Genomic DNA, 26,793 nt, shown 5'->3' with positions numbered 1-26,793 from the left:
GCGGGGACATGGCGCCGATCCGTAGGATGCTCTCCGATGACCAGCGAGCTGACCGACGACCGCACCGCCGTCCCCGACGGGCCGGTCGGCTCCCGTCTCGACGACTGGTGGGCGCGCACGCTCTCGACCGCCAGGCGCGTCGCCGTCTGGCGCTGGGCCGGGCCCCTCGCCGTCACGCTGCTGGCCGCGGTGCTGCGGCTCGTCGCCCTCGGGCACCCGCACTCGCTCGTGTTCGACGAGACGTACTACGTCAAGGACGGCTGGTCGATCGTGCACCTCGGGTACGAGGGCACCTGGCCGGGCAACCCCGCCGACAGCTCCCAGCCGACGACGGACCAGCGGTTCGCGTCCGGTGAGACCTCGCTGTTCACCAGCGCTGCGGAGTTCATCGCGCACCCGCCGCTCGGCAAGTACCTCATCGGCCTCGGGATGCTCCTGTTCGGCGCGGACAACTCGTTCGGCTGGCGGTTCGCCGTGGCGGTGCTCGGCATCGCGACCGTGTTCCTCACGGCGGTCATCGCCCGGTCGCTCTTCCGATCGACGCTGGTCGGCACCCTCGCCGGCTTCCTGCTCGCGATCGACGGGCAGGCGATCGTGCTGTCCCGTGTGAGCCTGCTCGACGGGATCCTGACGTTCTTCGTGGTGCTCGGCTTCGGCGCGCTGCTGCTCGACCGTCGCTGGACGTCCAAGCGGCTCGACGCCTGGGTCGCCCGGCGCACGGCAGCCGGCCGCGACACGCTCTGGGGACCGGTGCTCTGGTGGCGTCCGTGGCTGATCGCGATGGGGGTGGCCCTCGGACTCGCGACCGCGACGAAGTGGTCCGGCATGTACTTCCTCGCGTTCTTCGCGGTGTACTCCGTGCTGACCGACATGATGCTGCGGAAGCGGGCCGGCATCGAGTTCTGGTCCTCGAGCGCCTGGCTGCAGCAGGGGCCGGCGTCGTTCCTGCTCACGGTGCCGATCGCGGCGGTCACCTACGTCGCGTCGTGGACCGGGTGGTTCGTGTCGAAGGACGGCTGGGACCGCGACTGGATCGCCACGGGCGGGCAGCGCTGGACCGGCGTGCTGTCGTGGGTACCGGACAGCCTGCAGAACTGGTGGCACTACCAGTCCGAGATCTACGGCTTCAACATCGGCCTGCACACCCCGCACTCGTACCAGGCGAACCCACTGCTCTGGCTGGTCATGCAGCGGCCCACGTCGATGTACTACGTCGGCACGAACGCCGGCCAGGACGGCTGCACGGCGACCCGCTGCGGGGAGGCCATCACCGGCATCGCGAACCCGTTCATCTGGTACGCGGCGGTCATCGCGACCGTGGCGCTGCTGGTGCTCTGGATCCTGCGCCGCCGGTGGGAGTACGCCTTCGTCCTGATGGGCGTCGCGGCGGGGTACCTGCCGTGGCTGCTCTACGTGAACCGAACGGTGTTCCAGTTCTACACGGTCTCGTTCGAGCCCTTCATGGTGATGGCGCTCGCCGCGGCGATCGGGTTGGTGCTCGGTTCACGGGACGATCTCCGGCCACGCCGGACCCGAGCGGTCGTCTGGGTCGGCGTGTACCTCGGGGTCGTGGTGCTCGCGTCGGCGTACTGGTTCCCGATGTGGACCGGCATGCAGATGCCGTGGGACTTCGTCCGGTCCCACTACTGGGTGCCGAGCTGGTTGTAGTGCTCGGAGGTGCCGGGACTGCGCGTGTGCGCCGTCAGGACTGCGCGTGCAGCGCTCGCTCGATCGATTCGCGGTCGAGCGGGTCGCCGAGCATGGGCGCTTCCCGTTCGCCCGGGAGCACGCCCTCGATGAGGACCTCGGCGTAGCGGCGCCACGCGTTCGGGTCGTGCGCGCGGGTGGTGTCCGCGACGGCGCCGACCATCGAGGTGAGCATCGGCAGGTCGCGGTAGTCGAACCCGACCCGAACGACGCCGGCGTCCCGCGCACGGCGGATGATCTCGGAGACCTGGGTCTCGAGTCGATCGCGTTCCTGCACGATCGACGGACGCGACTTGCCGGCACGCACGATGGCGTCGGCGAGGGCCCGGTCGCGTGCACGGAACTCGAACACGCCCATCAGGTACACCCGCAGGGACTCGCGCGGATCGGACTCGTCCGCCGCACGTGCCGCGGCGTCGTTCATCGCCTCGAACTTGGTGGCGAGCAGCGCCTCGATCAGGGAGTCCTTGTCGGCGAAGCGGCGGTAGACCGTCCCGACGCCGACCCCGGCCTCGTGCGCGATGTCGTTCAGCGTGACCGACAACCCGCGTTCTGCGAAGCACTTGCGTGCCGTCTGCAGGATCAGCTCGCGGTTGCGTGCTGCGTCGGCGCGGAGGGGGCGCTCGAGGTCGGTGGTGCTCACGGCCTCGACGCTAGTTGAACTTTCTGGGAATAAGCGGATGCGGACCTTCCGTTTCGGTCTACACTGGTCACAAGCGGATGCATCGCATCCGCTTCACCCCTCCCTCTCCCGGAGCGCCCGACGGCGCGTGCTCCACCATCCCTCCACCTTCTCGAAGGAGGCTGCCGTGACGGCAGAACAGACCGTGCCGACCCCCACGGGGACCGCACCCACGACTTCCGGCTCCACGCCCGACAAGAGCAACCACCGTTGGATCGCCCTGGCGGTCATCGCCCTCGCGCAGCTGATGGTCGTGCTCGACGCGACGATCGTCAACATCGCCCTGCCCTCGGCCCAGGCCGACCTCGACTTCGGCACCGACCAACGCCAGTGGATCGTCACGGCGTACTCGCTCGCGTTCGGGTCGCTGCTGCTCCTCGGCGGGCGGCTCGGCGACCTCTTCGGCCGGAAGAACACCTTCATCATCGGACTCGTCGGCTTCGCCGTGGCGTCCGTGCTCGGCGGCCTGGCGGATTCGTTCGGCCTGCTCGTCGCCGCTCGTGCACTGCAGGGCGTGTTCGGCGCGCTCCTCGCCCCCTCCGCGCTGGGCATGCTGACGACGACCTTCCGCGACCCGAAGGAACGCGGCCGTGCGTTCGGCATCTTCGGGTCGATCGCCGGCTCCGGTGCCGCGATCGGCCTCCTTCTCGGCGGCGTGCTCACCGAGTACGCGTCGTGGCGCTGGTGCCTCTACGTGAACGTCGTGTTCGCGGTGCTCGGCGTGATCGGCGCCCTGGTGTTCATGGCGAAGCCGCCGAAGGTCGAGCGCCCGCGCATCGACGTCGCCGGCGTCCTCACGATCACCGCCGGCCTGGTCGGCGTCGTCTACGGCTTCTCCAACGCCGAGACCAACGGCTGGGACTCCCCGCTCACGATCGTCATGCTCGCCGCGGGCGTGGTGCTCATCGCGGCGTTCGTCTTCATCGAGACCCGCGTCGCGCACCCGCTGCTCCCGCTCCGGGTCGTGCTCGACCGTGACCGCGGTGGCTCGTTCATCGCGATCGGCCTGGTGGCGATCGGCATGTTCGGCATCTTCCTGTTCCTGACCTACTACCTCGAGCAGACCCTCGGGTTCAGCTCGCTGCAGACGGGTCTGGCGTTCCTGCCGATGCCGCTCTCGATCATGATCTCGGCGACGCAGATCGGCGGTCGCCTGCTCCCCCGCGTCGGGCCGAAGGTGCTCATCTTCGCCGGTGGTCTCGTCGCGTCGATCGGTCTGCTGCTGCTCCTCCGCACGGACCTCGACAGCTCCTACGCGGGCACCGTCCTGCCGGCGCTCATCGTGATCGGCCTCGGCATGGGCACGATCTTCTCGTCCGCGATGAACACCGCGACGACCGGGGTCGCCCGTGCCGACGCGGGCGTGGCCTCGGCGACGGTGAACACGATGCAGCAGATCGGCGGCTCGATCGGCACCGCGCTCCTGTCGACGATCTTCGCGGACGTCGTGGCGAACAGTCTCTCGGGGCTCTCCGCGGCGCCGACGAAGCTCCAGCAGGCGCAGGCCGTGCTCGACGGGTACCACGTGGCGTTCGGCATCTCGGCGGGCGTGCTCGTCCTGGTCGCCCTGGCCGGTGGGCTCCTCATCAACCGCCAGTCGGTTCGGCTCGCGAAGCTCGAGCACGCCAGCGCGGCGACGACGGGCAGCATCCCGACCGCGGCGCACTGACCCGTCCCGCTCGACACGTACGGCCCGTCCCGATTCTCCGGGGCGGGCCGTTCGTGTGCGCGGGCTCGCCCTGGGTTGCACGCGGTCTTCGACAACCCGCGGGCGGATCGACTCGCGGAACGTCGCACTCCGCGCGGGACCCCCTCGCGCCCCGACCCGATCCGCGCCAGGATCGAGGGGTGACCGAACACCAGGAAGACCACGCCGACGTCGTCTCCGTCAGCCGCGACACCGACCACCGGTTCAGCAAGCCGGTCGTGGACGAGATCGTGCTCGTCGCCGGCTGGGGCATCGAGGGCGACGCACACGCCGGCACCACCGTCCAGCACCGGTCCCGGGTCGCGCGGGACCCCTCGCAGCCGAACCTGCGGCAGGTCCACCTGCTGCACACCGAACTCTTCGACGAGGTCGCCGAGGCCGGGTACGAGGTCGCTCCGGGCCAGATGGGCGAGAACGTCACCACCCGCGGTGTCGACCTGCTCAGGTTGCCGACCGACACGCTCCTGCACCTCGGCGACGACGCGTGCGTCCGCGTGACCGGCCTGCGGAACCCGTGCCAGCAGATCAACGACTTCGAGCCCGGGCTCCTGCGCGCCGTGCTCGGTCGCGCCGAGGACGGCTCGGTCGAGCGCAAGGGTGGTGTGATGGCCGTCGTCGTCACCGGCGGGGTGGTCCGCCCCGGAGACCGCATCCGCGTCGAGGTCCCCGCCGGCACGCCGGAACCGCTCCGTCCGGTCTGACGATCCGCCGCGGGACGCGGCCCGGTTGCGTCGTGTGTCGGTTTCCCTCGCACACGTCAGGGGTGCCGATTACCCTTTCCGGCATGGCCCCCGTCCTGACCTCGCCGCTCGTGTCGACGCAGTGGCTCGCAGACCACCTCGGTGCTGACGAGCTCGTCGTGCTCGACGCGTCCGTGCACACCGCGGGGACCGGTCTCGAGACGACGTGGCAGACGGCGCGGGAGTCCTACGAGCAGCGCGGACACGTCCCGGGCGCCCGGTACGCCGACCTCGTCGAGGCGTTCTCCACGCCCGACGCCGACGTCCCGTTCACCCGACCCGGTGCCGAGCGGTTCGAGTCCGCGGCCGGCGACCTCGGCGTGACGAACACCTCGACGGTCGTGGTCTACGACGACAGCGTCGGCGAGTGGTCGGCGCGGCTCTGGTGGATCTTCCGCTCGTTCGGCTTCGACTCCGTCGCTGTGCTCGACGGGGGCTTCACGAAGTGGCGGGACGAGGGTCGCCCGGTGCGAGTCGGTGCGCTCCGATCGGCGCCGAAGCCGGCGTCGCACGTGGGCGACGCGACGGCGACCACGACCTTCCTCGCGGGCGAGGAGCGTCCGCTCTGGGCCGACCACGAACGAGTCCTCCGTGCCGTCTCGGGCGAGCAGCCCGCGTCGCTGGTGTTCGCCGCGCCCGAGTCCGCCCTCGGCGCCGAGCACCCGCCGATCGTCCCCGGCAGCACACCGATCCCCGTGGACACGCTCGTGGACCCCGCGACGAACGCCTACCTGCGCCGTCCCGCCCTCGAGCAGGCCTTCGCATCGGTGCTCGACGCCGACGAGATCGTGACGTACTGCGGTGTCGGCAGTGCCGCGTGCGTCGACGCCCTCGCGCTGACGGTGCTCGGCCACGAGAAGGTCCGGGTCTACGACGGGTCCCTGCTCGACTGGTGGCGGCGCGAGCCCGAGGCGCTGGCCTCCTAGCCCGACGCCGGTGACACCGGCGGCCGACACCGGTGACACCGGCAGCCGACACCGGCGGCCGACCCCGGCGCCACCGGCGGCCGACACCGGCGGCCGTCTCGGGTGGCCCCACGCCCGCGCCGACTACCGTTGACCCATGAGCACCAGACGCGCGGTCGTCCTCGGCGGTACCGGCGGGATCGGTTCGGCCGTCGCGCGTGCGCTCCTCGACGCCTCCGGACGCGGCGGCGACGACTGGCAGGTGGACGTGGTCGCCCGCCGCGGTGGCCCCGTCGCCGACGAACTCACCGCGGCGGGAGCGACGTTCCTCCCGGGCGACCGTCGCGACACCGCCGTCCTCCGCGACCTCCTCCGCCCCGGCGCCGACCTGCTGGTGGACACGGTCGGCCTCACCCGCGACGACGCCCGGCAGCTCCTGCCCTTCCTCGACGACGTCGGCTCGACCGTGTTCGTGTCGTCGAAGGCCGTGTACGCCGACGAGCAGGGTCGGCACGCGAACTTGCTCGACAAGCCCGTGTTCGGCGGCGCGGTGACCGAGGTGCAGCCGACCGTCGCGGCGGGCGACGGCGACCCCACCGGTCGCGACGGCTACGGCGCCGCCAAGGTCGCCGCCGAACAGGTGCTGCTCGACCACGGCGCCCCGGTCACCGTGGTCCGGCCCTCGAAGGTGTACGGCGTCGGCATCGGTCGGCCTCGCGAGTGGTTCGTCGTCCGGCGGGCGCTGGACGGTCGGGAGCGCATCCTCCTCGCCGATCACGGCCGCAGCGTCGACCACACCACGGCGGCCAGCGGCATCGGTTCCCTCGTCCGCCTCGTCGCCGACGCACCGGACCGCCGCATCCTCAACGTCGCCGACGACACCGCGCCGAGCGTGCTCGAGATCGTCCGGACCATCGCGGGCCACCTCGACCACCCGTTCGACGAGGTCCTGCTCGACGCCGACGCCCCCGCGTTCGTGGGCACCACCCCGTGGACCACGCCGACGCCGTTCGTCCTCGACACCACCGCCGCACGCTCCCTCGGGTGGGAGCCGCCCGTGTTCGCGACGGCGGTCCGGCCGGAGCTCGACTGGCTCGTCGAGACGGCGCACGCGGTCCCGGCCGGCAGCGACGTGCCGTGGGCCGACGACCCGTTCTGGGACCGGCTGTTCGACTACGGCCCCGAGGACGCCGCCCTCGCCCTCCTGTCGCTCAGCGGGGACTGACGCCGTGCCCCGCTCCGAGGTCCTCTTCATCGGGGGCAGGTCCGGCGTGGGCAAGTCCACCGCGGCGGAGGCACTGCACGACCTGCTCGTCGCCGCCGACGTCCGGCACGCCGTCATCGAGGGCGACTTCCTCGACCTCGCCCACCCCGCGCCGCACGTCGAGCACCCGGAGGCCCGCCTCGCCGAACGGAACCTCGCCGCGATGTGGGCCCGGTACCGCGAACTCGGTCACCACCGGCTCGTGTACACGAACACCGTGTCGGTGCTGGAGCGGGACGTGTTGGCCGAGGCGATGGGCGACGATCCCGTCGTGACCGCCGTGCTGCTCCGCGCCGGCGACACGACGACCGCCGACCGGCTGCGCCGTCGATCCGGCGGGCACCTCCCCGAGGCGCAGCTGGCGCACAGCACACGGACGGCCAGGAGGCTCGACTCGGCTGTCCGAGGCGACGTCACCCGGGTGGACACCGACTCCCGGTCGCCGGCCGACGTGGCCGCGCAGCTCGCGTCGCTCGTGGGCTGGATCGGTCTGCGGCTGCCTGTGGACACCGCGGATCCGTCCACAGATCGCGACTGAGGGCAGCGCACCCAGGACGGTCGAGGCAGGCTGGACGCATGACCGACAACCGCCTCGGCTCCGCCGTCAGTCCGTACCTCCGCCAGCACGCCGACAACCCGGTGGACTGGCGTGAATGGGGTCCGGAAGCCTTCGCCGAGGCCCGCGAGCGCGACGTCCCCGTGCTCGTGTCGGTCGGCTACGCCACGTGCCACTGGTGCCACGTCATGGCGCGCGAGAGCTTCTCCGACCCGGGCATCGGCGAGCTGCTCCGCCAGGACTTCGTCGCGGTGAAGGTCGACCGCGAAGAACGGCCGGACGTGGACGCCAGCCTGATGGCCTCGGCGAGTGCCTTCACGCAGCAGCTCGGCTGGCCCCTGACGACGTTCCTCACACCGGACGGGCACGTGTTCTTCGCGGGGACCTACTTCCCGCCGTCGCCCGTCGGGCAGGTGCCGGCGTTCCGGCAGATCCTGGCGGCGGTGCTCGACGCGTGGACCGAGCGCCGGCACGAGGTGGACGCGAACGCGAGTGCGATCGCGGCGGCGATCCGGCAGGGGGCCGAGACGGACCGGACCGCCCGCGCTGGCGCGGGCGGTGGCGGGGACGAGCCGCGCCTCCCGAGCGTCGACGACGTCCGAGCCGTCGTCGACCAACTGGCACAGGCCGAGGACACCACCTACGGCGGTTTCGGCGGTGCCCCCAAGTTCCCGAGCGCGCCGCTGCTCGAGTTCCTGTCGGACGTCGCCGCCGACGGCGACGCTCGGGCGTCCGCACTGCTCGAACGTTCCCTGCACGCGATCCGCGCGAGCGAGCTGACCGACGCCGACGGCGGGGTCTTCCGGTACGCGACCAAGCGCGACTGGTCGGTGCCGCACTACGAGCGGATGCTCTACGACAACGCGGGAGTGCTCGCGGTGGCCGGGGCGGAGCAGGCCCGGGGGATCGCCGACTTCCTGCGGGACACGCTGCGGCGTGCGGACGGCGCGTTCGTCGCGGCGCAGGACAGCGAGTCCACCATCGACGGCCGGCGGGTCGAGGGCGAGTGGTACCGACTCCCGCTCGACGAGCGTGGGCGGCTCGATCCCCCGCCGCTCGACGACCAGGTGCTCACCGGGTGGAACGGCCTGGCGATCCGGGGGCTCGCCATCGCCGGGGCCCGCCACGGGGACGCCGAGATGATCGCGCTCGCACGGGGTGCGACCGACGCGATCGTCGCCGGACACCTCACGGACGGACACGTGTCGGTGCGGTCGAGCACTCCGCGCGGCGCGTCGACGGCGGCGCCCACCATCGAGGACGTGGGACTCCTCGCCGAAGGACTCCTCGAACTCGCCCTCGTCACCGGGGAGCTCCCCTACGCCGACGTCGCGCGCACGCTGGTCGACGACGGCCTGGCCGGTCGGTTCGACGCCGATCCGGTGCTCGCGGCAGCCGGCACCGCCACGGGCGAGCAGCCGCAGACCGCCATGCGCTCCGGCACGGTCGCACTCGCCGCGGCCGCCGCGACGCTCGCCGCGCTGACCGGCGACGAGTCGTACCGGGCGGCGGCGGTGTCGCTCGTGGCCGACCGGGCCGTCACCGGGACGGAGCGGCCGCTCGGGCACGCCGATGCCCTCGGGGTCGCGCTCGCGCTGCAGCGTCCCTCGCGCGAGGTCGTCGTGGTCGCGTCGGACCCGGACGACCCGATCCGTGCGGCGGCCCGCGGCGCTCGGCGTCCGGGGACCGTCGTCGCCACGGTGACCCCGGCGCAGGCGGCCGACTGGTCGGCCGCGGGCTTCACGCTCTTCGAGTCCCGCGACGGACTCGACCCCGCCGGGTACGTCTGCCACGACCGCGTGTGCGCCCTGCCCGCGCGGTCGGTCGACGAGCTGACGGCACAGCTCAGCGCGTGACCAGCTCGCGGCCCGACCGGCGGCGACACCCGGAAGCGGCGGAGTCAGGGGCGCTCAGAGCCGGCCACGGGCGATGCGCCCGGTCCGAGCGAGGTTCCCACGGACCTCGGTCGCGACGACAGCGAGCATCGCGACCGTGCTGGCGACACCCCACACAACGGCGGACAGGCGGAACGACCAGTCATCGGACGCCCACGGGCCGGCCGCGACCGACGACCAGCTGAACGCAGCGGCGATGAAGAGCACGGCGGCGAGCGCCGTACGAGCGATGCTCTTCCCGCTGAGCTGCCCGGTGAAGACCGACGAAGGGCCGAGCGGCGCCGACATCGACGACCACGTGACGAACGCCTCGACGATGGCGTGCCGTGCACGGAGGACTCCGATCCCCACCCAGAGCGCCGCTCCCAGTAGCAGCGAGGCAGTGATCGCCACTGCGACGACATCCGGACCGCTCCGAGCGCCGCCGACCCCGGACAGCACCGCGCCTCCGAGCACCGCGAGTGCGACCGAGACCGTCCCACCCCAGAACCGTCGGCCGGTGCTCAGTTCCGCGTCGAGCGTCCGGACCGCGGCCAGTGCATCCCAGGGCCGCTCCCGAGCGGTTGCCGCTCCTCGCACCGCACCACGCGCGCTCGGGCGGATCCACACGTGCACCGGCCGGTTCCTCTCCTCGGCGATCGAGTCCGCACGACAGGCTAGCGACCCACCGACCCCCGGCGCGGTATCCTGGAGGGCTCATGTCTGCCACCCCCGTCATCACGTACCCGCCCGAACTGCCGGTGTCGCAGCGGCGGGACGACATCGCTGCCGCCATCCGCGACAACCAGGTCGTGATCGTCGCCGGTGCCACGGGGTCGGGCAAGACCACCCAGCTGCCGAAGATCTGCCTCGAGCTCGGACGTGAGCACATCGGGCACACCCAGCCCCGACGGATCGCGGCCCGGACCATCGCCGAGCGCGTCTCCGAAGAGCTCGGGGGCGAGCTCGGCGGCCTCGTCGGGTACCAGGTCCGCTTCACCGACAAGGTGTCCTCCGACACCCGGGTCAAGCTGATGACCGACGGCATCCTGCTGAACGAGATCCACTTCGACCGCGACCTCAAGCGGTACGACACGATCATCATCGACGAGGCGCACGAGCGGTCCCTCACCATCGACTTCCTGCTCGGCTACCTCAAGCGGCTGCTCCCCCGCCGGCCGGACCTCAAGCTCATCATCACGAGTGCGACGATCGACCCCGAGTCGTTCTCGCAGCACTTCGGCGGGGCACCGATCATCGAGGTGTCCGGCCGCACCTACCCGGTCGAGATCCGGTACCGCCCGCTCGTCGCGGAGGACGCCGACGACGCCGACCGTGACGACGAAGGCGACGAGGACGATCCGCGGACGGACGACCACGGCGGCCGCACGGCCGACGACCGCGACACGATGCAGGGCATCACCGACGCGCTCGACGAACTCGCGCAGGAGGACCCGGGCGACGTCCTCGTGTTCCTCTCCGGCGAGAACGAGATCCGCGACGCGCAGGACGCCATCGAGGGCAAGCGCTACCCCGGCACCGAGGTCCTCCCGCTCTACGGTCGCCTGTCCGCCGCCGACCAGCACCGGGTCTTCGAGCGGCGCACCACACCGGGCATCCGACGCCGAGTGGTCCTCGCGACCAACGTGGCGGAGACGAGTCTGACGGTCCCCGGCATCAAGTACGTGATCGACGTCGGTACCGCCCGCATCTCGCGCTACTCGCCGCGGGCCAAGGTGCAGCGGCTGCCGATCGAAGCGATCTCGCAGGCGAGCGCGAACCAGCGCTCCGGTCGCGCGGGCCGCACGAGCGCCGGCATCGCGATCCGGCTCTACTCCGAGGACGACTTCGAACGCCGTCCGGAGTTCACCGACCCCGAGATCCTGCGGACGAACCTCGCGGCGGTGATCCTGCAGATGATCTCGCTGGGGTTCGGTGACATCGAGGCGTTCCCGTTCCTGCAGCCGCCGGACTCCCGGGGTGTGAAGGACGGCCTCGACCTGCTCCGCGAGCTCCGAGCCGTCGACGCCGCGGGCACGATCACGAAGACCGGCAAGCAGCTCACCCGGTTGCCCATCGATCCCCGGCTCGGACGCATGGTGCTCGAGGCCGGTCGGCAGGGCGTCGGGCGCGAGGTCATCGCCGTCGTCAGCGCCCTGAGCATCCAGGACCCGCGCGAGCGCCCCCTCGAGAAGCGCGCCCACGCCGACCAGTTGCACGCCCGGTTCGCCGATCCGACGAGCGACTTCCTCACCCTGCTCAACCTCTGGAACCACATCGAGGACAAGCAGGACGAGCTCTCGTCCAGTGCGTTCCGCCGCCTGTGCAAGGCCGAGTTCCTGAACTACCTCCGCATCCGCGAGTGGCAGGACCTGTACCGGCAGCTCTCCCGCGCGGCGAAGCAGGTCGACGTCCGCATCGGGCAGGCGCGCTCCGACGACGGCGACGCGGTGCACCGTTCCCTGCTGGCCGGACTCCTCAGCCAGATCGGTCTGCGCGACCGTGAGAAGCGCGACTACCTCGGCTCGCGGAACACCCGGTTCGTGGTGTTCCCCGGCAGTGTCCTCGCCAAGAAGCAGCCGGACGCGGTGATGGCCGCCGAACTCGTCGAGACGAGTCGGCTCTTCGCCCGGACGGTCGGTCGGATCGACCCGGCGTGGGTCGAGCCGCTCGCCGGGGACCTCCTGAAGCGCACCTACGGCGAACCCCACTGGGAGAAGAAGCAGGGGGCGGCGGTCGCCTACGAACGGGTCACCCTGTTCGGCGTCCCGATCGTCCAGCGCCGCCGCGTGCAGTACAAGCGCGTCGACCCGGAGCACTCGCGTGAGCTCTTCATCCGGCACGCGCTCGTCGAGGGCGAGTGGGACGCGCAGCAGGCGTTCGACCGCGACAACCGCAGGCTGCGGCGCGAACTCGAACAGCTCGAGGAGCGCACGCGTCGCCGCGACATCCTCTTCGACGACGAGCGGGTCTTCGAGTTCTACGACACCCGCATCCCGGCCGACATCGCGACCACGCGCGACTTCGAGGGCTGGTGGCGCCAGACGAGGCGCGAGCAGCCGGACCTGCTCACGATGCGCCGGTCGGACCTGCTGGACGAAGACGCGGCCGAGGCCGCACAGGACCAGCAGGAGTACCCGACCCAGTGGCGGAGCGGCGACCAGCGCCTCGCGATCAAGTACCGGTTCGAACCCGGCGCGCAGGACGACGGCGTGAGCGTGCAGGTGCCGCTCGCGCTGCTCCCCCGCATGCGCGAAGAGGGCTTCGACTGGCAGGTGCGCGGCCTCCGCAAGGAGCTCGTCACGGCGCTCATCAAGTCCCTGCCGAAGCAGATCCGGAAGAACGTCGTCCCCGCTGCCGACTGGGCCGAGAAGATCGTCGCCGAGCTCCCCGACGACGCCCCGACCGAGCCGACCGAGTCGTTCCGCGCCACCCTCGCCAAGGCGATCCAGCGCATGACGTACGTGCCGGTGTCGGAGTCGGACTTCGACCTCTCGCGGGTACCGGCCCACCTCCTGCCGACGTGGGCGGTGGTCGACGAACGCGGCCGTCGGGTCGAGGCCGGCAAGGACCTTTCGGCCCTGCAGACGAAGCTCAAGGACCGGACGCGGCAGAGCGTCGCCTCGGCGACGACGCGCGCCGCAGGGCGTCCAGGAGGCGCGGCTCGCGTCGCGTCCGCCGCCTCCGGTGGTGCCGTGGAGCGGTCAGGGCTCACCGCCTGGCCGTCCGACGACCTGCCGCAGGTGCTCGACACGAAGCAGGCGGGTGGCGTGATCCGCGCGTACCCGTCCCTCGTGGAGGAGGGCGACGGCCCGAAGGCGACGGTCGGCGTCCAGCTGCTCGCGACGCCGTCCGACCGGGCCGTGCGGATGCCCGCCGGTGTCCGGCGGCTGGTCATGCACGCGGTGCCCTCGCCGGTCTCGTACATCCAGTCCCACCTGACCGCGCAGGAGAAGCTCGCGCTCGCCGCCAGCCCGTACCCCTCCACCGCGGCGCTCTTCGACGACGTCCTCGCGGCGGTCGTGGACGCCGGGATCCGCCGGGCGCACCCCGACGGGCTGGTGTTCACGAAGACCGACTTCGAGTCCGTGCGCGACACCGTGTCCGCGACCGTCGTCGACACGATGTTCACCGCCGTGTCCGAGGTCGCCGCGGTCCTCGCCGCGCACCGGGCCGCGGAACGGTCGCTCAAGCAGGCGAACTCGATGTCGCTCCTGCCGGCGCTCACGGACATGCGGCAGCAGATGGAGCGGCTCGTCTTCCCGGGGTTCGTCTCGGTCGCCGGACTCGATCGTCTCCGGCGCATCCGGGTGTACCTGCAGGGCGTCGACGCACGCGTGCAGAAGCTCCTGCAGAACCCCGGCCGAGACGCCACGTGGATGCGCGAGGTCACCGTCGCGACCGACCGGTACGTCGACGCGGGCGGCACCTTCCCGCTGGCCGTCGGAGCGCACCCCGAACTCGTGCACGCCCGCTGGATGCTCGAGGAGTTCCGGCTCAGTCTGTTCGCGCAGGAGCTCGGCACCGCCGAGACGGTCTCGCTGCAGCGCATCACGAAGGCCCTGGCCGCCGCCCGCTGATCCCGCTAGCCTCGGGGCATGGTGGGGACGACGGCGGGGCCGGAACGGGTGCAGGCGCGGTACGGCAGGGCGATCGAGCGCGGGGACGGGCGGGACTTCCCGTACTACGACGGTGATCCGCTGCCGTTGTCGATCCTGCAGTGGGTGGCGGTGATCGCCGCGTGTGCCGTCGGGTTCCTCGTCCTGAGCTTCACCCCCGCGACGGACAACGTCCAGTCGCTGGTCCCCCGGTTCCTCTTCGCCGCGATCCCCCTCGCGGTGTTCATCGCCTTCACCCGGCGGCACTGGTCGCGGATCTTCCAGCGGACCACGGGGCGGGACGTCCTCACGATGGTGGGGTTCGCGGCGGCGAACCTCATCGTGACCTTCGCGGTGGGCATCGTCGTCAAGTACGTGTTCGGCGCGAACTCGAACGGTGCGACGGACGGCATCCACGGCGCGGGCGAGGTGACGGCCTTCTACGTCGGCACGGCGATCCAGCTGTTCGGCGAGGAGCTCTTCTCGATCCTGCCGTTCCTCGCCGTGCTGTCGTTCTGCGCGCGCGGCGGGATGTCGCGGAAGGGCGCGATCCTCGTGGCGTGGCTCGTGACGGCGGTCTGGTTCGGCGCCGCGCACCTGCCCACCTACGGCTGGAACCCCGTCCAGGCGTTCCTCGTCATCGGTGTCGCACGGCTCGTCCTGACGCTGGCGTACATCCGCACGAAGAACATCGCCGTCAGCACCGGCGCGCACATCATCAACGACTGGGTCCTCTTCACCTTCGCCATCGTCACGGCGGGAGCACTCCTGTGATCGGCACACTCGACGTCATCGTCCTCGACTGCGCGGACCCTCGCGCGCTCGCCCGCTTCTACGCCGAACTGCTCGGCGGCGAGATCGTCGGCTTCGACGAGGAATGGGCCGAGGTGGCCCTGCCCTTCACGGACCACCGGCCGATTCTGGCCTTCCAGCAGGTGGCGGAGTACCGCGCCCCCGAGTGGCCCGGCCAGGACGTCCCGCAGCAGAGCCACCTCGACGTGAAGGTCGACGACCTGGACGCCGGCGAGACCGCGGTCCTGGCCATCGGGGCGACGGCGACGGGCTCGGGGACGGACACGTTCCGCGTGTACCTCGACCCGGCCGGGCACCCGTTCTGCCTCATCCGTCCGAACGACTGACGGCTCGTGACGGGCATCCGCGCGGTCCTGTTCGACCTGGACGGCGTCATCCGGCACTTCCACCCGGAACACGTCGCGGCCATCGAGCGCGCGCACGACCTGTCCCCGGGAACGATCGAGGCGGTGGCGTTCGCCGCACCCCTGATCGACGAGGTGACGACCGGCCGGATCACCCGGGCCGAGTGGGTCCGGGCCGTCGGCGAGCGCATCGGCGACCATGACGCCGCCGAGGCCTGGGGCCGACAGCCGTTCACCCCGGACGCCGAGGTGCTGGCCCTCGCGGACGAGCTCCGTGCCGCCGGGTACACGACGGCGGTGCTCACGAACGGCACGGACGGCATCCCGGCCGAGGTGACCTCGTTCGGCCTGCACGACCGGGTCGACGCCGTGTACAGCTCGCACGAGATCGGGTTCGCGAAGCCCGACGTCCGGGCCTTCCGGCACGTGCTCGACGCGCTCGACCTCGACGGACCCGAGGTGTTCTTCACGGATGACTCGGAGTCGAAGCTCGCCGGGGCCGTCGAGCTCGGCATGCGGGTCCACCACTTCACCGGGGTCGACGGACTCCGTGCTGCCCTGCGCTCGAGCGGCATCGACGTCACCGACGGGCCCGGTGGATCCACCTACCGGGCCCACATCGACCTGCTCGCGGAGGCGGTCGACGGGTTCGAGGCGGTGCTCCGGTCGGGCGACCACAGCGCCGTGGTGCCGTCCTGCCCGGGGTGGACGCTGGCGGACCTCGCCGGGCACCTGACGGACGTCCACCGCTGGGCCTTCGGTCAGGTCACCGGAACCGAGCCGGACGACCCGGAGCCCGCCGACCTCGCCGACCGGTTCCGCGCCGGCGCGGACCGCCTCGTGGCCGCGCTCCGCGCGCGCCCCGCGGACGCCGCGTGCAGCGCGATCTACCCACCCGACACGGCCGGCACGTGGGCACGACGGCAGCTGCACGAGACGACGATCCACCTGTGGGACGCACAGCAGGCGGTCGGGGGCGAGCCGCGCCTCCAGGCCGACACCGCGGCCGACGGCGTGCGCGAGGTGGTCGGCGACCTGTACCCGCGCCAGGTGCGCCTCGGCCGCGTCGACCCGTTGTCGGAGACCGTCGTGTTCCGGTTCCCGGATGCCGACGGCGAGGCGGAGCTCGTCGGGACGGCAGATGCCGGACCGGCAGTCCGGGTGACGGGGCGGGCGGAGGACCTGCTGCTCGTCCTCTGGGGCCGGCGTCCACTCGACGCGGTCGCCGTGACGATCGACGGGGACCGTTCGGCACTTGACCAGGCGCTCGCGACGAAGCTGGTCCCATGACCGAGCTCCGCCCCGTCGACCTCGACCGCTGGCCCCGACGCGAACACTTCGAGCACTACCGCGACCGGGTGCCCTGCACGTGGGAGATGACCGTCGAGCTCGACGTGACGGACTTCGCCGAGACCGTGCGCGCCACGGACCGCCGCACGTACGCGTCGCAGATCTGGGCGATCGCCTCGGTGGTGAACCGGCACGCCGAGTTCCGGATGCAGCTGCTCGACGACGGCTCGCCCGCCGTCTGGGACGTGGTGCACCCGATGTTCACCGTGTTCCACCCCGACACCGAGACGTTCTCGGTGCTGACCGTGCCGTACGACGACGATCCGGCGCGCTTCCACGAGGCCGCGGTCGCCACGATGGAGCGCTACCGGGACGACCACCGGATGTTCCCGCAGGAGGACCGCCCGCGGAACGTGTTCGACATCTCGACCCTGCCGGGGGCGTCCTTCACCGGGTTCGCGCTGCACGTGCGGGACGGCTGGGACCACCTGCTGCCGATCTTCACCATCGGCCGGTACCGGTTCGTCGAGGGACGCACCCTGATGCCGCTCGCCCTCCAGGTGAACCACGCGGTCACGGACGGCTTCCACGGGTCCCGGTTCGTCGACGAGCTCCAGACGGTGCTCGCCGAAGCGGGGTGGCTCCGCCGCTGAACGCCCCTGGTGCCCGCCGCCGCGGTCAGGTCCGGAGTTCGGTCCGCCGCGGCTTCAACCGCTCGGGGGCGTCGGTCGCCGTCGTCCACTCGCAGGTGAACGTCCCGCGGTAGCCGAACAGGAACCCGAAGACGCGGTTGTGCACCTCGAGGTCGACGTGGAACGCCTGGTCGTCGTCCGACCACCACTCGTGGAGGGTCGCGCGACCGCTGAACAGCATCGGGAAACGGAACGCGATCGGCCCCTCGTAGAACCGCTGCGCGTCCGAGGTCAGGACGAGGCCACCCCGGTCGTCGACGGTCAGGTCGAGGTCCACCGCGAGGTGCTGGTGGGAACCGAGGTAGTCGAGCACCCGGCCGTCGACGAGCACCATCGTGGCGTCGAACCGAGCGGTCCGCCCGGGCTTGGTCGTGTAGGTCCGGACGAACGTCACCGTCTCGCGGCCGTACCGGTCGCGGTAGGGGTAGTTCTCGATCGTGAACGGCACGTCCGTCCCGACGTCCGGGACGAGGATGTTCCGCAGTCGCCCGATCTGCAGGAACGGCACGGTCCACCACGGTCCCCGGCGGATCGACGTCATGACGCCGCGGCCGGTGCACGCCTCGGCGGCGTCGAGACCGACGCCGAACCTGCGGCGCATCTGCGGGTGCAGCCGCTGGAAGTCGGCGCCGAGCGCCTCCTCGAACACCGAGCTCATCGGTCGCCTCCCGGGTCGGGCAGCGCTGCCAGGGTGGCGGGCGCGTCGTGCAGCTGGTCGCCTCGCCGGGTGCCACCGACGGGCGCGCGGCGGGTCCTGGAGGCGCGGGGCCGGTCCCGCCGCCACGGCTGCAGCACCGAGGTGAGCGGCCAGGCCTCCGGCTCGGCCCCGCCTTCCAGCCAGATCCGGAGCCGGTCGAAGCTCCACGCGGTCGCCCAGCCGAGGAGCGGCCGGACCACCAGGTCGAGCGCGCCCCAGCCGGAGTCGTAGTCGTAGCCGGTGACGAACCGGGTGCGCCCGTCGTCGGTCGGGACGTACCGCCAGTAGCCGCGGCCGGCCCGGATCGGCGACAGCCGGTCGTCGGTCGCGAACCGGAGCGCCGACGTGCGGGTGCCGTCCGCCCGACGTCGCTCGCCGATGCTCACGCCGGTGCCGTGCACGTCGTGCACCGGGGAGCGCCGGACGTACGTGAAGCGGGCGGCACCGTCGGGGTCCGCCGGCTCGGGGACGATCTCGGAGAAGCGGACGTCCCACCGGACGTGCTGCTCGGGGTCCTGCGTCGCCGCCCACACCCGGTCGACGTCGGCGTCGATGACCGTCTCGACGTAGATGCCGCGCTTCCCCACAGGGCTGAGCGTAGGGCACGGAGCGCGCCGGGTTCGGGCAATCCGCACGACCCGTGACCGTTCCGGTTCGCGATCCCCGGGTTCCGCGAACCGGAACGGTCACGACCGGAGGCGGATGCGAACGTCCGCGAGCCAGCGGGGTCCGGTGGGGGGGGTGGACGCGCCGGCTGCGGGACGGGAGGCGCGGGGCGGGGCCGACCCGCGCCTCCCGTCCGTCAGCAGCCGCGTCAGGCGGCGCGCGCCTCCAGCGCCTGCTCGTACTCGCGGCGGATCGCGTCGCCGCCCCGGCGGCGCCAGTCGCGCACGGTCGCCCGCCACGACGATACCGTCGCCCGCCCGAGCAGCACGTCGTTGATCGCGTTCGTCGCGAACGTGCCGACCGCCGGTCCCTTCGTCGAGTTCGTCGGCGAGTACAGGCCGTAGACGGGGTTCGGCAGTCCGCGGTCGAGCCAGGACGCCAGCGACTCGTACACGGTGTCGGTCATCGTCGGGTTGCCCGCGTAGTAGAGCGGCAGCGGGCACTCGGTGAAGTACTGCAGCGGGAACTCGCCGAGCGCGGTCTCGCTGTTGCCGGTCTTCGTCAGGACCGGGGCGCCGTCGCGGTACTCGAAGTCGCGCCCCTCGATGCCGAACTTGCGGTAGGTCCAGGCCTCGGTGCCGAACGGCGACGCGCACCAGTTCAGGACCTCGAGGAGCATCCGCACCCGGGACTCGGAGCCCGCGGCCACGGACGTGATCGTGTTGTTCGGATCGCCCAACCAGGGCTTCGCAGCGCCTCCCGACGGTCCGACGAACGGGGCGATCGTCAGCTCGAACCCGGAGCCGGGCGTGGCCTGCTGCAGGAGTCCCGGGATCGCGCTGTACGTGTCGGACAGCATCAGCGCGGAGCCCTGCACGAACCAGACCTTGCCGTTGTAGGCCGTGACGCTGTCGGGGTGGACGAGGTCCTCGGCGATGAGCCGGCGCGACACGTCGAGGAGCTCCACGTACTCCTCGAGCTCGTACATGTGGGTGAGACGCCCGCCCTGCTCCTGCCACTGGTTCGGCAGGCCGAGCATCGGCGCGAGGATGCTCGTCGGCACCGAGGCCAGGGCCCACCGGTTCGCGTGCGGGTCGGAGACCTGCCGGCAGAGCTGCACGAACTCGTCGACGCTCGAGAACGACGGGTCGACGCCGAGCCGCTCGAAGCGGTCCTGGCGGCGGTGCAGCGCCTGCGAGGTCAGCGGCCCGCGGGGCACGGGGACGCCGTAGATGCCGCCCGAGAACACCGTCCCGCGCCACGACGCCGCCGGCAGGTTCGCCAGGTACGGGTAGTCGCGGACGCCGCTGCCGGAGAGGTACGGGCTGAGGTCGGCGGCCTTCGCCTCGAGGAACTGCGGCAGGTACGAGAACGCCTGGTTGATCGTGAAGACGTCACCGAGGGTGTCACCCGCGACCTGGGTGGCGAACTTGTTGCCGAAGTCCGCGTTCGGGGTGATCGTCAGGTCGAGGTCGATCCCCATCCGCTCGTCGAGGCCCTGCCAGTACGGGTTGCTCCCCTTCGACGGCGGGACGGGCGAGTTGGTGGGCACGCTGCCGTGCACGGTCGAACCGTCGCCGGGCTTGCCCCTGGTCGGCACGAGGGTCGCCGGGATCTTCCGGAAGGCGCTCGGCATGAGCGGGCTCGTCTTCGGCAGGACGGGCTCGGGGCCGCCGGTCCACGGGACGTAGTCCGGCAGCTGGACGGCCTTGTTGATGGCCCGGACGTCGGTGGACCGGGTCACGGTCGAGCAGCTGGCCAGGAGGGTCGTGGCGGCGATCCCGAGTCCGCCCGCGACGAGCGCACGGCGGCTGATGGAGGTGGTCATGGTCAGCCCTTCACCGCGCCGGTCAGGACACCCTTGGCGAAGTGCCGCTGCAGGAACGGGTAGACGATCAGGATCGGCACGATCGAGACGACGAGGATCGCCATCTGGATCGAGGCCTGCGGGGGCAGCGCGTCGGAGGACGTGCCGAGATCGGCGCCGCCGAGCTGCGCGTTGTTGATGACGTAGGTGCGCAGCACGAGCTGGAGCGGCCACTTCGCGGTGTCGTTGATGTAGAGCAGCGCGTTGAAGAAGGCGTTCCAGTAGCCGACCGCGTAGAACAGGCCGATCACGGCGAGGACGGCCTTGGACAGTGGGAGCACGATCCGCCAGAAGACCTGGAAGTCGCCGGCGCCGTCGATGCGGGCGGACTCGATGAGCTCCTTCGGGATCGCCATGAAGAACGACCGCATCACGATGACGTTGAACGCGCTGAGGGCCGTCGGGAGGATCAGGGCCCAGTACGAGTCGAGCAGCCCGAACTCCTTCACGACGAGGTAGTTCGGGATGAGCCCGGGCGCGAACAGCAGGCTGACCAGCACGAGGCTCAGGACGAATCCGGAGCCGTACGACCCCGGACGGCTCAGGGCGTAGGCGAGCATCGCGCTGACGAACAGGCTGATGAGCGTCCCGACGACGGTGATCCCGATGCTGACGAGCATCGCGCGGGTGACGACGCCGCCGGCGAAGATGCTCTGGTACGCGCCGAGGTCGAGTCCCTGCGGCCACATCACGAACCCGCCGGCGTCGTTCACCTGGGCGACGGGCGCGAGGCTGGTCGACACGATGCCGACGAACGGCAGGATGACGACGAGGCAGATCACGAGCAGGACGAACCCGGTGAGCAGCCGTCCGGGCAGCGGGGGTGCGTCCGGGCCACCGCGGCGGCGCTTCTTCGTCCGGGGGACGGTCACGGTGTGCGTGGCGGTCACTTCGCCTCCTTCTGGTAGACGCCCGCTTCGCCGAAGACGTGCGCGAGCTTGTTGGCGCCGAGGACGAGCAGGACGCCGACGACGCCCTTCACGAGCCCGACCGCTGCGGCGACGCCCCACTGCCCGCCGAGCACGCCGTTGTTGTAGACGTAGGTGTCGAGGACCTCGCTCGCGGCGCGGCCGACGGCCTGCTGCTGCAGGAGGATCTGCTCGAACCCGACGGTCAGGGAGTCGCCGAGCCGGAGGATGAGCAGCAGGATGATGATGCCGCGCATGCCGGGCAGCGTGACGTGCCAGAGCTGCCGCCAGCGACTCGCGCCGTCCATCTTCGCGGCCTCGTACAGGCTCGCGTCGATCTGGCTGAGGACCGCGAGGAACAGGATCGTCGCCCACCCGGTGTCCTTCCAGATCACCTGGCTGGTCAGCAGGGCGATGAACCCGTTCGGGTTGCCGAGGAAGTCGATCGCGTCACCGCCGGCCGCGCGGATGGCGTTGTTCACGAGTCCGGAGCCGCCGAGGATCTGCTGGAACACCGCGACCACGATCACCCACGACAGGAAGTGCGGAAGGTACAGCACCGACTGCACGACCTGCTTGATCCGCTCGGAGAGCAGCGAGTTGAGCATGAGCGCGAGGATGATCGGCGCCGGGAACACGAACACGACCTGCACGAGCGTGATGAGCAGCGTGTTGCCGAGGGCGCGGAGGAACTCGGGGTCGCCGTCGAAGATGACGGAGAAGTTCTCGACGCCGACCCAGGGGCTGCGGCCGAGCGGCACGAAGGGCAGGTACTCCTGGAACGCGATGAGGTTCCCGAGCAGCGGCAGGTAGTGGAACCCGAGCAGGAGCGCGACGCCGGGCAGGCCCATGAGCAGGAGGACGCGGTCACGGCGGATCCGCTGCCACGTGCTGCGCCGCCGGAGCCCGGGGTCGGGTGGTGGTGCCGCTCCCGGGTCGCGCTGTGCAGCGGTCCTCGTGCGGTTCGTCGCACGGTCGTCGAGCTTCGTCACTCGGTGGCCCCCTCCGTTGGATTCCTGGAGCGACCCTGGCGGTGACGGCAACCGTGCGGCAACCCGTTGCCAAACGTTTCCATCGTTGTAACGGTCCATCGGGACGAAGCCGGGTCGCATCGCCGCACCGCGTCCGGCGGACCTCTACGCTGGCTCCATGACGCTGCAGTCAGCACCCCGACCACGCCGGCGGATCGGACTCGTGGGCGCCGGCGGCATCGCGGTCGCGCACGTCCCCGGGCTCCTCCGCCTGGGCGACCTCGTCGTGCACTCGCAGGACGGTGCGCCCGCGCTCGCCGCCGCCTTCGCGGACGAGGCCGCACGGGTCGGCAGCACGATCACCGTCGCCGACTCGCTCGACGAGCTGCTCGCCGCGGTCGACGTCGTCGACGTGGTCGTCCCGACACCGGCCCACGCCACCGTCGTCCGCGCGGCACTCGCGGCGGGCAGGCACGTCGTCTCCGAGAAGCCCCTCGCCCGCACCGACGCCGACGCCGACGACCTCGTCGCCCGGGCGGCGGACGCGGGCCTACAGCTCTACCCGGCGCACGTCGTCCGCTGGTTCCCCGCGTACCGGCGCCTGCACGAGGCCGTCACCACGGGCCTCCTGGGCGACCTCGCCGTCCTGCGCTTCTCCCGCTCCGGGGCGTTCCCGACCAGAGTCGCGTGGTTCGGCGACCGGGCACAGTCCGGCGGCATCGTGATGGACCAGATGATCCACGACCTCGACATCGCCCGCTGGGTCGCCGGCCCGATCACCAGGGTGTCCGCCGTCACCGTCCGCACGGGCGACGACGAGCACCCGGTCGAGGCCGCGCACGTCCTCCTCACGCACGCATCCGGCGCGATCAGCCACGTCGCCGGACTCTGGGGACCACCGCACCTGGCCTTCAGCACGGAGTACTCGGTGACCGGGACGCTCGGCAGCCTGTCGCACTCGTCCCTCGCCGAGGAGGACACCCGCGCCGACCTCGCGACCCCGACCGCCGTCGACGGGTTCCTGCCGGCCGTCGACCCCGCCGAGGACCCGTACGCCCTCGAGCTCGCGGACTTCGTCGCCGCGTTCGACGGCGGGCCGCTCCCCCGCGTCAGTGCGGCGGACGGTGCCGTCGCGGTGCGCCTCGCCAACGCCGCCCTGGCGTCGATCGAGTCCGGGCAACCCGTGGAGGTGACGCTGTGACCCTCCGCGTCGGCGTCCTGTCCTTCGCCCACACGCACGCGATCGGGTACCTCTCGGCGCTCGCCGCGATGCCCGACGTCGAGGTGCGCGGGACGGACCCCGGCGGCGTCTCGACCGGCACGACCCTCGGCGAACTCCGCGGCGCCGACCTCACCGGAGCGCTCGGCGTCGACCACGCCGACACGGTCGACGACCTCCTCGCCTGGGGACCGGACGCCGTCGTGGTCACGAGCGAGAACGCGCGGCACCGCGAGTTCGTCGAACGGGCAGCCGCCGCCGGCGCACACGTGCTCTGCGAGAAGCCGCTCGCCACTTCGTGGGAGGACGGCCTGGCGATCCGCGACGCCGTGCAGCGCGCCGGGGTCACGCTGATGATGGCCTACCCGGTGCGGTTCGCGTCGGCGTTCGACCGGTTGCGGGCCACGCACGCCTCGGGCGCACTCGGCACGGTGTTCTCGGTCCGCGGCGCGAACAACGGCATGCTGCCGCTCACGCGCGACTGGTTCACGGACCCGGCGCTGAGCGGCGGCGGCGCGATCGTCGACCACGTCGTGCACGTCGCCGACCTCGTCGACGGGCTGACCGGCGCGCGACCGGTGTCCGTCACCGCCGTCGCGAACCGCGTGCTGCACGCCGAGCGCGCACGGGCCGAGACGGCCGGGCTCGTGACGGTGACCTACGACACCGGGATGGTCGTCGCGATCGACTGCTCGTGGAGCCGCCCGGACACGGCGCCGGCGTGGGGCGGCCTGACGCTCGACGTCGCGGGGACGGGCGGCACGGTGTCGGTCGATTTCTTCGGCGCGGCGGCCAGGGGGCTCGACGCGGTCGGCGGCCGGCCGATCGAACTGCGGTACGGGGCGGACCACGACGTGCCGATGCTGCGGACGTTCCTCGACGCGGTGCGGGACGGCGTGCAGCCCCAGCCCGACGTGCGGGTCGGGTTGCGGACGCTGTCGATCGTCCTCGCGGCACAGGAGTCGGTGCGGACCGGCAGGACGGTGCCCGTCCCGACGGCGTGAGCGACGCGTCGCCCGGCGACCCCACTGCGGACGGGAGGCGCGTGGCGGCCCCGACCCGCGCCTCCAGTCCGTCACATGGCCGGCCGGGAGGCACGCGACCGGCCCGACCCGCGCCTCCGGTCCGCCACCCGGCCGGGCGGGGCATGCTGGACGCATGACCCTCGAGGAGTACGCCAACTCGTTCGGAGCCGCTGCCGATGCGTACGAGCGCGGACGGCCGGGGTACCCGGACGCGGCGGTCGACTGGCTCCTGCCGGCGGACGCCCGACTCGTCGCCGACGTCGGCGCGGGGACCGGCAAGTTCACGCGGAGCCTCGTCGGACGTGCCACGGAGGTCGTCGCCGTCGAACCGGACCCGGCGATGCGCGAACGGCTCACCGCGGTGCTGCCCGACGTGCGGGCGCTCGCGGGGACCGGCGAGTCGATCCCCCTCGCCGACGGGAGCGCCGACGCCGTGACCTTCGCGCAGGCGTGGCACTGGGTCGACCCGGTGCGGGGGTCGCAGGAGGTGGCCCGGGTCCTCCGCCCCGGCGGCGTGTTCGGTCTGGTGTGGAACGTCCGCGACGAGACCCGGCCCTGGTCCGCCCGGATCAGTGCGATCCTGTCCCAGCCCGAGTCGCGGGTGAGCGTCCAGAGCGCGCCGGTCGTCGGAGCACCGTTCGACGACGGCGCCGTCGAGCACGAGCGATTCCCGTGGGTGCACGAGCAGGACCGGTCGGCGTTCCTCGACATGGTCGCCTCGCGCAGCTACGTCATCGTGCTGCCGCCGGACGAGCGCACCGCCCTCCTCGACCGGGTCCGGCGCGTGCTCGACGACGATCCGGAGACCGCCGGGAGCGCGACCGTCCCCGTCGGCTACACCACGTACGTGCACCGGTACGTGCGTCCCTGAGCCGCAGCCGCGCTACGCTCGTGGCGATGCGCGCGACCGTGCGGGACGTGGCTGCCCTCGCCGGGGTGTCGCCGAAGACCGTCTCCAACGTCATCAACGGCGGTGTCGTGGTGCGCCCGGAGACCCGCGCACGGGTCGAACAGGCACTCGCCGAGCTCGACTACGTGCCGAACCTGTCCGCCCGGGGTCTGCGCAACGGACGCTCGGGCGCGATCGCCCTGACGCTCCCCGAGATGGCCAGCGCCTACTCGGCCGAACTCGCGCAGTGGTTCGTCGAGCTCTCGCGGGAGCGCGGCTGGACCGTGCAGCTCGACCAGACCGCGAACGACCCCGCCCGCGAGCGCGACCTCGTCTCGCGTGCCCGGGCGCACCTCGTCGACGGGCTGATCCTCAACCCGGTGTCGCTCAGCGCGAGCGTCCTCGCCTCGACCGAGGGGCTGCCCCCGACCGTCGTCATCGGCGAGGTGGAGCCCGAGCACGTCGACCAGGTGCACGTCGACAGCCGTGCCGCGGCCGAGCAGGTGACGTCGTACCTCGTCGAACGGGGCCACCGTCGGATCGCGATCGTCGGTGCCGCCCGTGACGTCGAGGCCACCGCGACGAGCGAGTTGCGGGAGCGCGGGTACCTCGCGGGCCTCGCGGCGGCGGGCATCGGTGCGGACCCGGAGCTGCGGGTCCCGCTGCCGGCGTGGTCGACCAGCGCGGCGGCGTCGGCGTTCGCGGCGTGGCTCGACGAGCACCCGCTGCCCGACGCGGTGTTCGCGTTCACCGACTCGATCGCGTTCGGGGTGCTGCATGTCCTCGCCGCGCGTGGTGTGCGGGTCCCCGAGCAGGTGAGCGTGATCGGGTTCGACGACGTCGACGGGGCCGCGTACGCGATCCCCGCGCTGAGCACGGTGTCGTTCGACCGACGGGCGTTCGCGACGGCGGCGCTCGACCTGCTCACCCGGCGGATCGAGGACCGCGAGGCTCCGCCCGAGACCGTCGTGGTGCCGCACCGGATCGTCGAGCGCGCGAGCGTCGCCACGCGCTGACCGGGGCGGGCGGGTCCGGCGTACGCTCCGCCGCATGACCGCTGCTGACCCGTCGATGCCGACGCTCGCCGCCACCGTGCTGCAGTCGCCGGACCCCCTCGCGCTCGCCCGGTTCTACGGCGCGCTGACCGGCTGGACCGTCCACGAGGACGACCCGACCTGGGCGCGCATCCGCCCCGAGGACGGCCCGGGCCTCTCCGTGCAGTACGAACCCGCCTACGTGGCGCCCACGTGGCCCGGCACCGAGGACGCCCCCGGCATGCAGCTGCACCTCGACTTCCAGGTGGAGGACCTGCCGGCGGCGGTGACCAGGGCGGAGGGGCTCGGCGCTCGGCAGGCGGCGTTCCAGCCGCAGGAGGACGTCCGCGTGCTGCTCGACCCCGACGGACACCCGTTCTGCCTGTTCCTGCCGGGCGCCTAGG

24 protein-coding genes are annotated in these 26,793 nt (G+C 72.0%); 17 read left to right on the top strand and 7 right to left on the bottom strand.

What is annotated here, in order from left to right:
* The first annotated feature begins 36 nt into the window (after positions 1-36).
* Complete coding sequence (locus tag ACIPEP_RS02735) at positions 37-1,668, top strand: dolichyl-phosphate-mannose--protein mannosyltransferase (protein ID WP_402716426.1); 1,632 nt, start codon at positions 37-39, stop codon at positions 1,666-1,668.
* Positions 1,669-1,702: 34 nt separating this feature from the next.
* Here ACIPEP_RS02735 and ACIPEP_RS02730 read toward each other — a convergent pair whose 3' ends face one another.
* Positions 1,703-2,350, bottom strand: a complete 648-nt coding sequence (locus tag ACIPEP_RS02730) for a TetR/AcrR family transcriptional regulator (RefSeq protein ID WP_071296070.1) — start codon at positions 2,348-2,350, stop codon at positions 1,703-1,705.
* Between the two features lie 166 nt (positions 2,351-2,516).
* Between ACIPEP_RS02730 and ACIPEP_RS02725 the strand changes: the two genes are divergently transcribed.
* The 6 genes from ACIPEP_RS02725 to ACIPEP_RS02700 all read left to right on the top strand — a co-directional run bounded on the left by ACIPEP_RS02725 (position 2,517) and on the right by ACIPEP_RS02700 (position 9,418).
* Positions 2,517-4,058, top strand: coding sequence for an MFS transporter (locus ACIPEP_RS02725; protein ID WP_309776680.1), 1,542 nt, complete (start codon positions 2,517-2,519; stop codon positions 4,056-4,058).
* A gap of 179 nt (positions 4,059-4,237) precedes the next feature.
* Entirely contained in the window at positions 4,238-4,798 is a 561-nt protein-coding gene (locus ACIPEP_RS02720; protein WP_402716425.1) for an MOSC domain-containing protein, read from the top strand.
* Positions 4,799-4,881: 83 nt separating this feature from the next.
* Complete coding sequence (locus ACIPEP_RS02715; RefSeq protein ID WP_402716424.1) at positions 4,882-5,763, top strand: sulfurtransferase; 882 nt, start codon at positions 4,882-4,884, stop codon at positions 5,761-5,763.
* A gap of 136 nt (positions 5,764-5,899) precedes the next feature.
* On the top strand, positions 5,900-6,967 hold the full coding sequence (locus tag ACIPEP_RS02710) for an NAD-dependent epimerase/dehydratase family protein (RefSeq protein ID WP_402716423.1): 1,068 nt from the start codon (positions 5,900-5,902) through the stop codon (positions 6,965-6,967).
* A gap of 4 nt (positions 6,968-6,971) precedes the next feature.
* Positions 6,972-7,544, top strand: a complete 573-nt coding sequence (locus ACIPEP_RS02705) for an ATPase (protein WP_402716422.1) — start codon at positions 6,972-6,974, stop codon at positions 7,542-7,544.
* Between the two features lie 38 nt (positions 7,545-7,582).
* Complete coding sequence (locus tag ACIPEP_RS02700) at positions 7,583-9,418, top strand: thioredoxin domain-containing protein (protein ID WP_402716421.1); 1,836 nt, start codon at positions 7,583-7,585, stop codon at positions 9,416-9,418.
* Positions 9,419-9,472: 54 nt separating this feature from the next.
* Here ACIPEP_RS02700 and ACIPEP_RS02695 read toward each other — a convergent pair whose 3' ends face one another.
* A complete protein-coding gene (locus ACIPEP_RS02695) occupies positions 9,473-10,072 on the bottom strand; it encodes a hypothetical protein (RefSeq protein WP_402716420.1) in 600 nt (199 codons plus the stop codon).
* 83 nt (positions 10,073-10,155) lie between these two features.
* Between ACIPEP_RS02695 and hrpA the strand changes: the two genes are divergently transcribed.
* The 5 genes from hrpA to ACIPEP_RS02670 are packed head-to-tail and all read left to right on the top strand — an operon-like array spanning position 10,156 to position 17,134.
* Entirely contained in the window at positions 10,156-14,016 is a 3,861-nt protein-coding gene (gene hrpA, locus ACIPEP_RS02690; protein WP_402716419.1) for an ATP-dependent RNA helicase HrpA, read from the top strand.
* A gap of 18 nt (positions 14,017-14,034) precedes the next feature.
* Positions 14,035-14,808, top strand: coding sequence for a CPBP family intramembrane glutamic endopeptidase (locus tag ACIPEP_RS02685; protein WP_402716418.1), 774 nt, complete (start codon positions 14,035-14,037; stop codon positions 14,806-14,808).
* Complete coding sequence (locus tag ACIPEP_RS02680; protein WP_261646222.1) at positions 14,805-15,173, top strand: VOC family protein; 369 nt, start codon at positions 14,805-14,807, stop codon at positions 15,171-15,173. The genes ACIPEP_RS02685 and ACIPEP_RS02680 overlap by 4 nt, the downstream gene beginning before the upstream one ends.
* A gap of 6 nt (positions 15,174-15,179) precedes the next feature.
* A complete protein-coding gene (locus ACIPEP_RS02675) occupies positions 15,180-16,481 on the top strand; it encodes an HAD-IA family hydrolase (protein WP_402716417.1) in 1,302 nt (433 codons plus the stop codon).
* Positions 16,478-17,134, top strand: a complete 657-nt coding sequence (locus ACIPEP_RS02670) for a CatA-like O-acetyltransferase (protein ID WP_071296078.1) — start codon at positions 16,478-16,480, stop codon at positions 17,132-17,134. Before ACIPEP_RS02675 ends, ACIPEP_RS02670 begins: the two co-directional genes overlap by 4 nt.
* Before the next feature lie 25 nt (positions 17,135-17,159).
* Here the strand turns inward: ACIPEP_RS02670 and ACIPEP_RS02665 are convergent, their stop codons facing one another.
* The 5 genes from ACIPEP_RS02665 to ACIPEP_RS02645 all read right to left on the bottom strand — a co-directional run bounded on the left by ACIPEP_RS02665 (position 17,160) and on the right by ACIPEP_RS02645 (position 22,243).
* Positions 17,160-17,831 (bottom strand): DUF4166 domain-containing protein, encoded by a 672-nt coding sequence (locus tag ACIPEP_RS02665; protein ID WP_402716416.1) that lies wholly within the window; start codon positions 17,829-17,831, stop codon positions 17,160-17,162.
* Positions 17,828-18,457 carry an SRPBCC family protein gene (locus ACIPEP_RS02660; protein ID WP_402716415.1) on the bottom strand — a complete coding sequence of 210 codons (630 nt, stop codon included), beginning with the start codon at positions 18,455-18,457 and terminating at the stop codon, positions 17,828-17,830. Before ACIPEP_RS02660 ends, ACIPEP_RS02665 begins: the two co-directional genes overlap by 4 nt.
* A 227-nt stretch (positions 18,458-18,684) precedes the next feature.
* Positions 18,685-20,304: a hypothetical protein gene (locus tag ACIPEP_RS02655; RefSeq protein WP_402716414.1), complete on the bottom strand. Its 1,620-nt coding sequence runs from the start codon at positions 20,302-20,304 to the stop codon at positions 18,685-18,687.
* 2 nt (positions 20,305-20,306) lie between these two features.
* Positions 20,307-21,233: a carbohydrate ABC transporter permease gene (locus ACIPEP_RS02650; protein ID WP_175496031.1), complete on the bottom strand. Its 927-nt coding sequence runs from the start codon at positions 21,231-21,233 to the stop codon at positions 20,307-20,309.
* Entirely contained in the window at positions 21,230-22,243 is a 1,014-nt protein-coding gene (locus ACIPEP_RS02645) for a sugar ABC transporter permease (RefSeq protein WP_254790898.1), read from the bottom strand. The genes ACIPEP_RS02650 and ACIPEP_RS02645 overlap by 4 nt, the downstream gene beginning before the upstream one ends.
* A gap of 157 nt (positions 22,244-22,400) precedes the next feature.
* Here ACIPEP_RS02645 and ACIPEP_RS02640 point away from each other — a divergent pair, with 157 nt between their 5' ends.
* The 5 genes from ACIPEP_RS02640 to ACIPEP_RS02620 all read left to right on the top strand — a co-directional run bounded on the left by ACIPEP_RS02640 (position 22,401) and on the right by ACIPEP_RS02620 (position 26,792).
* A complete protein-coding gene (locus ACIPEP_RS02640; RefSeq protein ID WP_402716413.1) occupies positions 22,401-23,423 on the top strand; it encodes a Gfo/Idh/MocA family protein in 1,023 nt (340 codons plus the stop codon).
* Entirely contained in the window at positions 23,420-24,445 is a 1,026-nt protein-coding gene (locus ACIPEP_RS02635; protein WP_071302844.1) for a Gfo/Idh/MocA family protein, read from the top strand. Before ACIPEP_RS02640 ends, ACIPEP_RS02635 begins: the two co-directional genes overlap by 4 nt.
* A 154-nt stretch (positions 24,446-24,599) precedes the next feature.
* Complete coding sequence (locus ACIPEP_RS02630) at positions 24,600-25,337, top strand: class I SAM-dependent methyltransferase (RefSeq protein WP_402716412.1); 738 nt, start codon at positions 24,600-24,602, stop codon at positions 25,335-25,337.
* A gap of 26 nt (positions 25,338-25,363) precedes the next feature.
* On the top strand, positions 25,364-26,371 hold the full coding sequence (locus tag ACIPEP_RS02625; protein ID WP_402716411.1) for a LacI family DNA-binding transcriptional regulator: 1,008 nt from the start codon (positions 25,364-25,366) through the stop codon (positions 26,369-26,371).
* 34 nt (positions 26,372-26,405) lie between these two features.
* Positions 26,406-26,792: a VOC family protein gene (locus ACIPEP_RS02620; protein WP_071302846.1), complete on the top strand. Its 387-nt coding sequence runs from the start codon at positions 26,406-26,408 to the stop codon at positions 26,790-26,792.
* Position 26,793 lies beyond the last annotated feature (1 nt).

It is taken from the genome of Curtobacterium sp. NPDC087082 (genome assembly GCF_044745045.1).
In the GTDB taxonomy this organism is placed as follows: domain Bacteria; phylum Actinomycetota; class Actinomycetes; order Actinomycetales; family Microbacteriaceae; genus Curtobacterium.
The sequence above is the reverse complement of the archived record's forward strand: the minus strand, read 5'-3'. Positions and strand labels throughout refer to the sequence as shown.

Bases quoted from the DNA above. Each gene is read 5' to 3' on its own strand.
- hrpA (WP_402716419.1), top strand. From the start codon at position 10,156: ATGTCTGCCACCCCCGTCATCACGTACCCGCCCGAACTGCCGGTGTCG.
- ACIPEP_RS02620 (WP_071302846.1), top strand. From the start codon at position 26,406: ATGACCGCTGCTGACCCGTCGATGCCGACGCTCGCCGCCACCGTGCTG.
- ACIPEP_RS02710 (WP_402716423.1), top strand. From the start codon at position 5,900: ATGAGCACCAGACGCGCGGTCGTCCTCGGCGGTACCGGCGGGATCGGT.
- ACIPEP_RS02670 (WP_071296078.1), top strand. From the start codon at position 16,478: ATGACCGAGCTCCGCCCCGTCGACCTCGACCGCTGGCCCCGACGCGAA.
- ACIPEP_RS02735 (WP_402716426.1), top strand. From the start codon at position 37: ATGACCAGCGAGCTGACCGACGACCGCACCGCCGTCCCCGACGGGCCG.
- ACIPEP_RS02685 (WP_402716418.1), top strand. From the start codon at position 14,035: ATGGTGGGGACGACGGCGGGGCCGGAACGGGTGCAGGCGCGGTACGGC.
- ACIPEP_RS02665 (WP_402716416.1), bottom strand. From the start codon at position 17,831: ATGAGCTCGGTGTTCGAGGAGGCGCTCGGCGCCGACTTCCAGCGGCTG.
- ACIPEP_RS02700 (WP_402716421.1), top strand. From the start codon at position 7,583: ATGACCGACAACCGCCTCGGCTCCGCCGTCAGTCCGTACCTCCGCCAG.
- ACIPEP_RS02640 (WP_402716413.1), top strand. From the start codon at position 22,401: ATGACGCTGCAGTCAGCACCCCGACCACGCCGGCGGATCGGACTCGTG.
- ACIPEP_RS02630 (WP_402716412.1), top strand. From the start codon at position 24,600: ATGACCCTCGAGGAGTACGCCAACTCGTTCGGAGCCGCTGCCGATGCG.
- ACIPEP_RS02715 (WP_402716424.1), top strand. From the start codon at position 4,882: ATGGCCCCCGTCCTGACCTCGCCGCTCGTGTCGACGCAGTGGCTCGCA.
- ACIPEP_RS02625 (WP_402716411.1), top strand. From the start codon at position 25,364: ATGCGCGCGACCGTGCGGGACGTGGCTGCCCTCGCCGGGGTGTCGCCG.
- ACIPEP_RS02655 (WP_402716414.1), bottom strand. From the start codon at position 20,304: ATGACCACCTCCATCAGCCGCCGTGCGCTCGTCGCGGGCGGACTCGGG.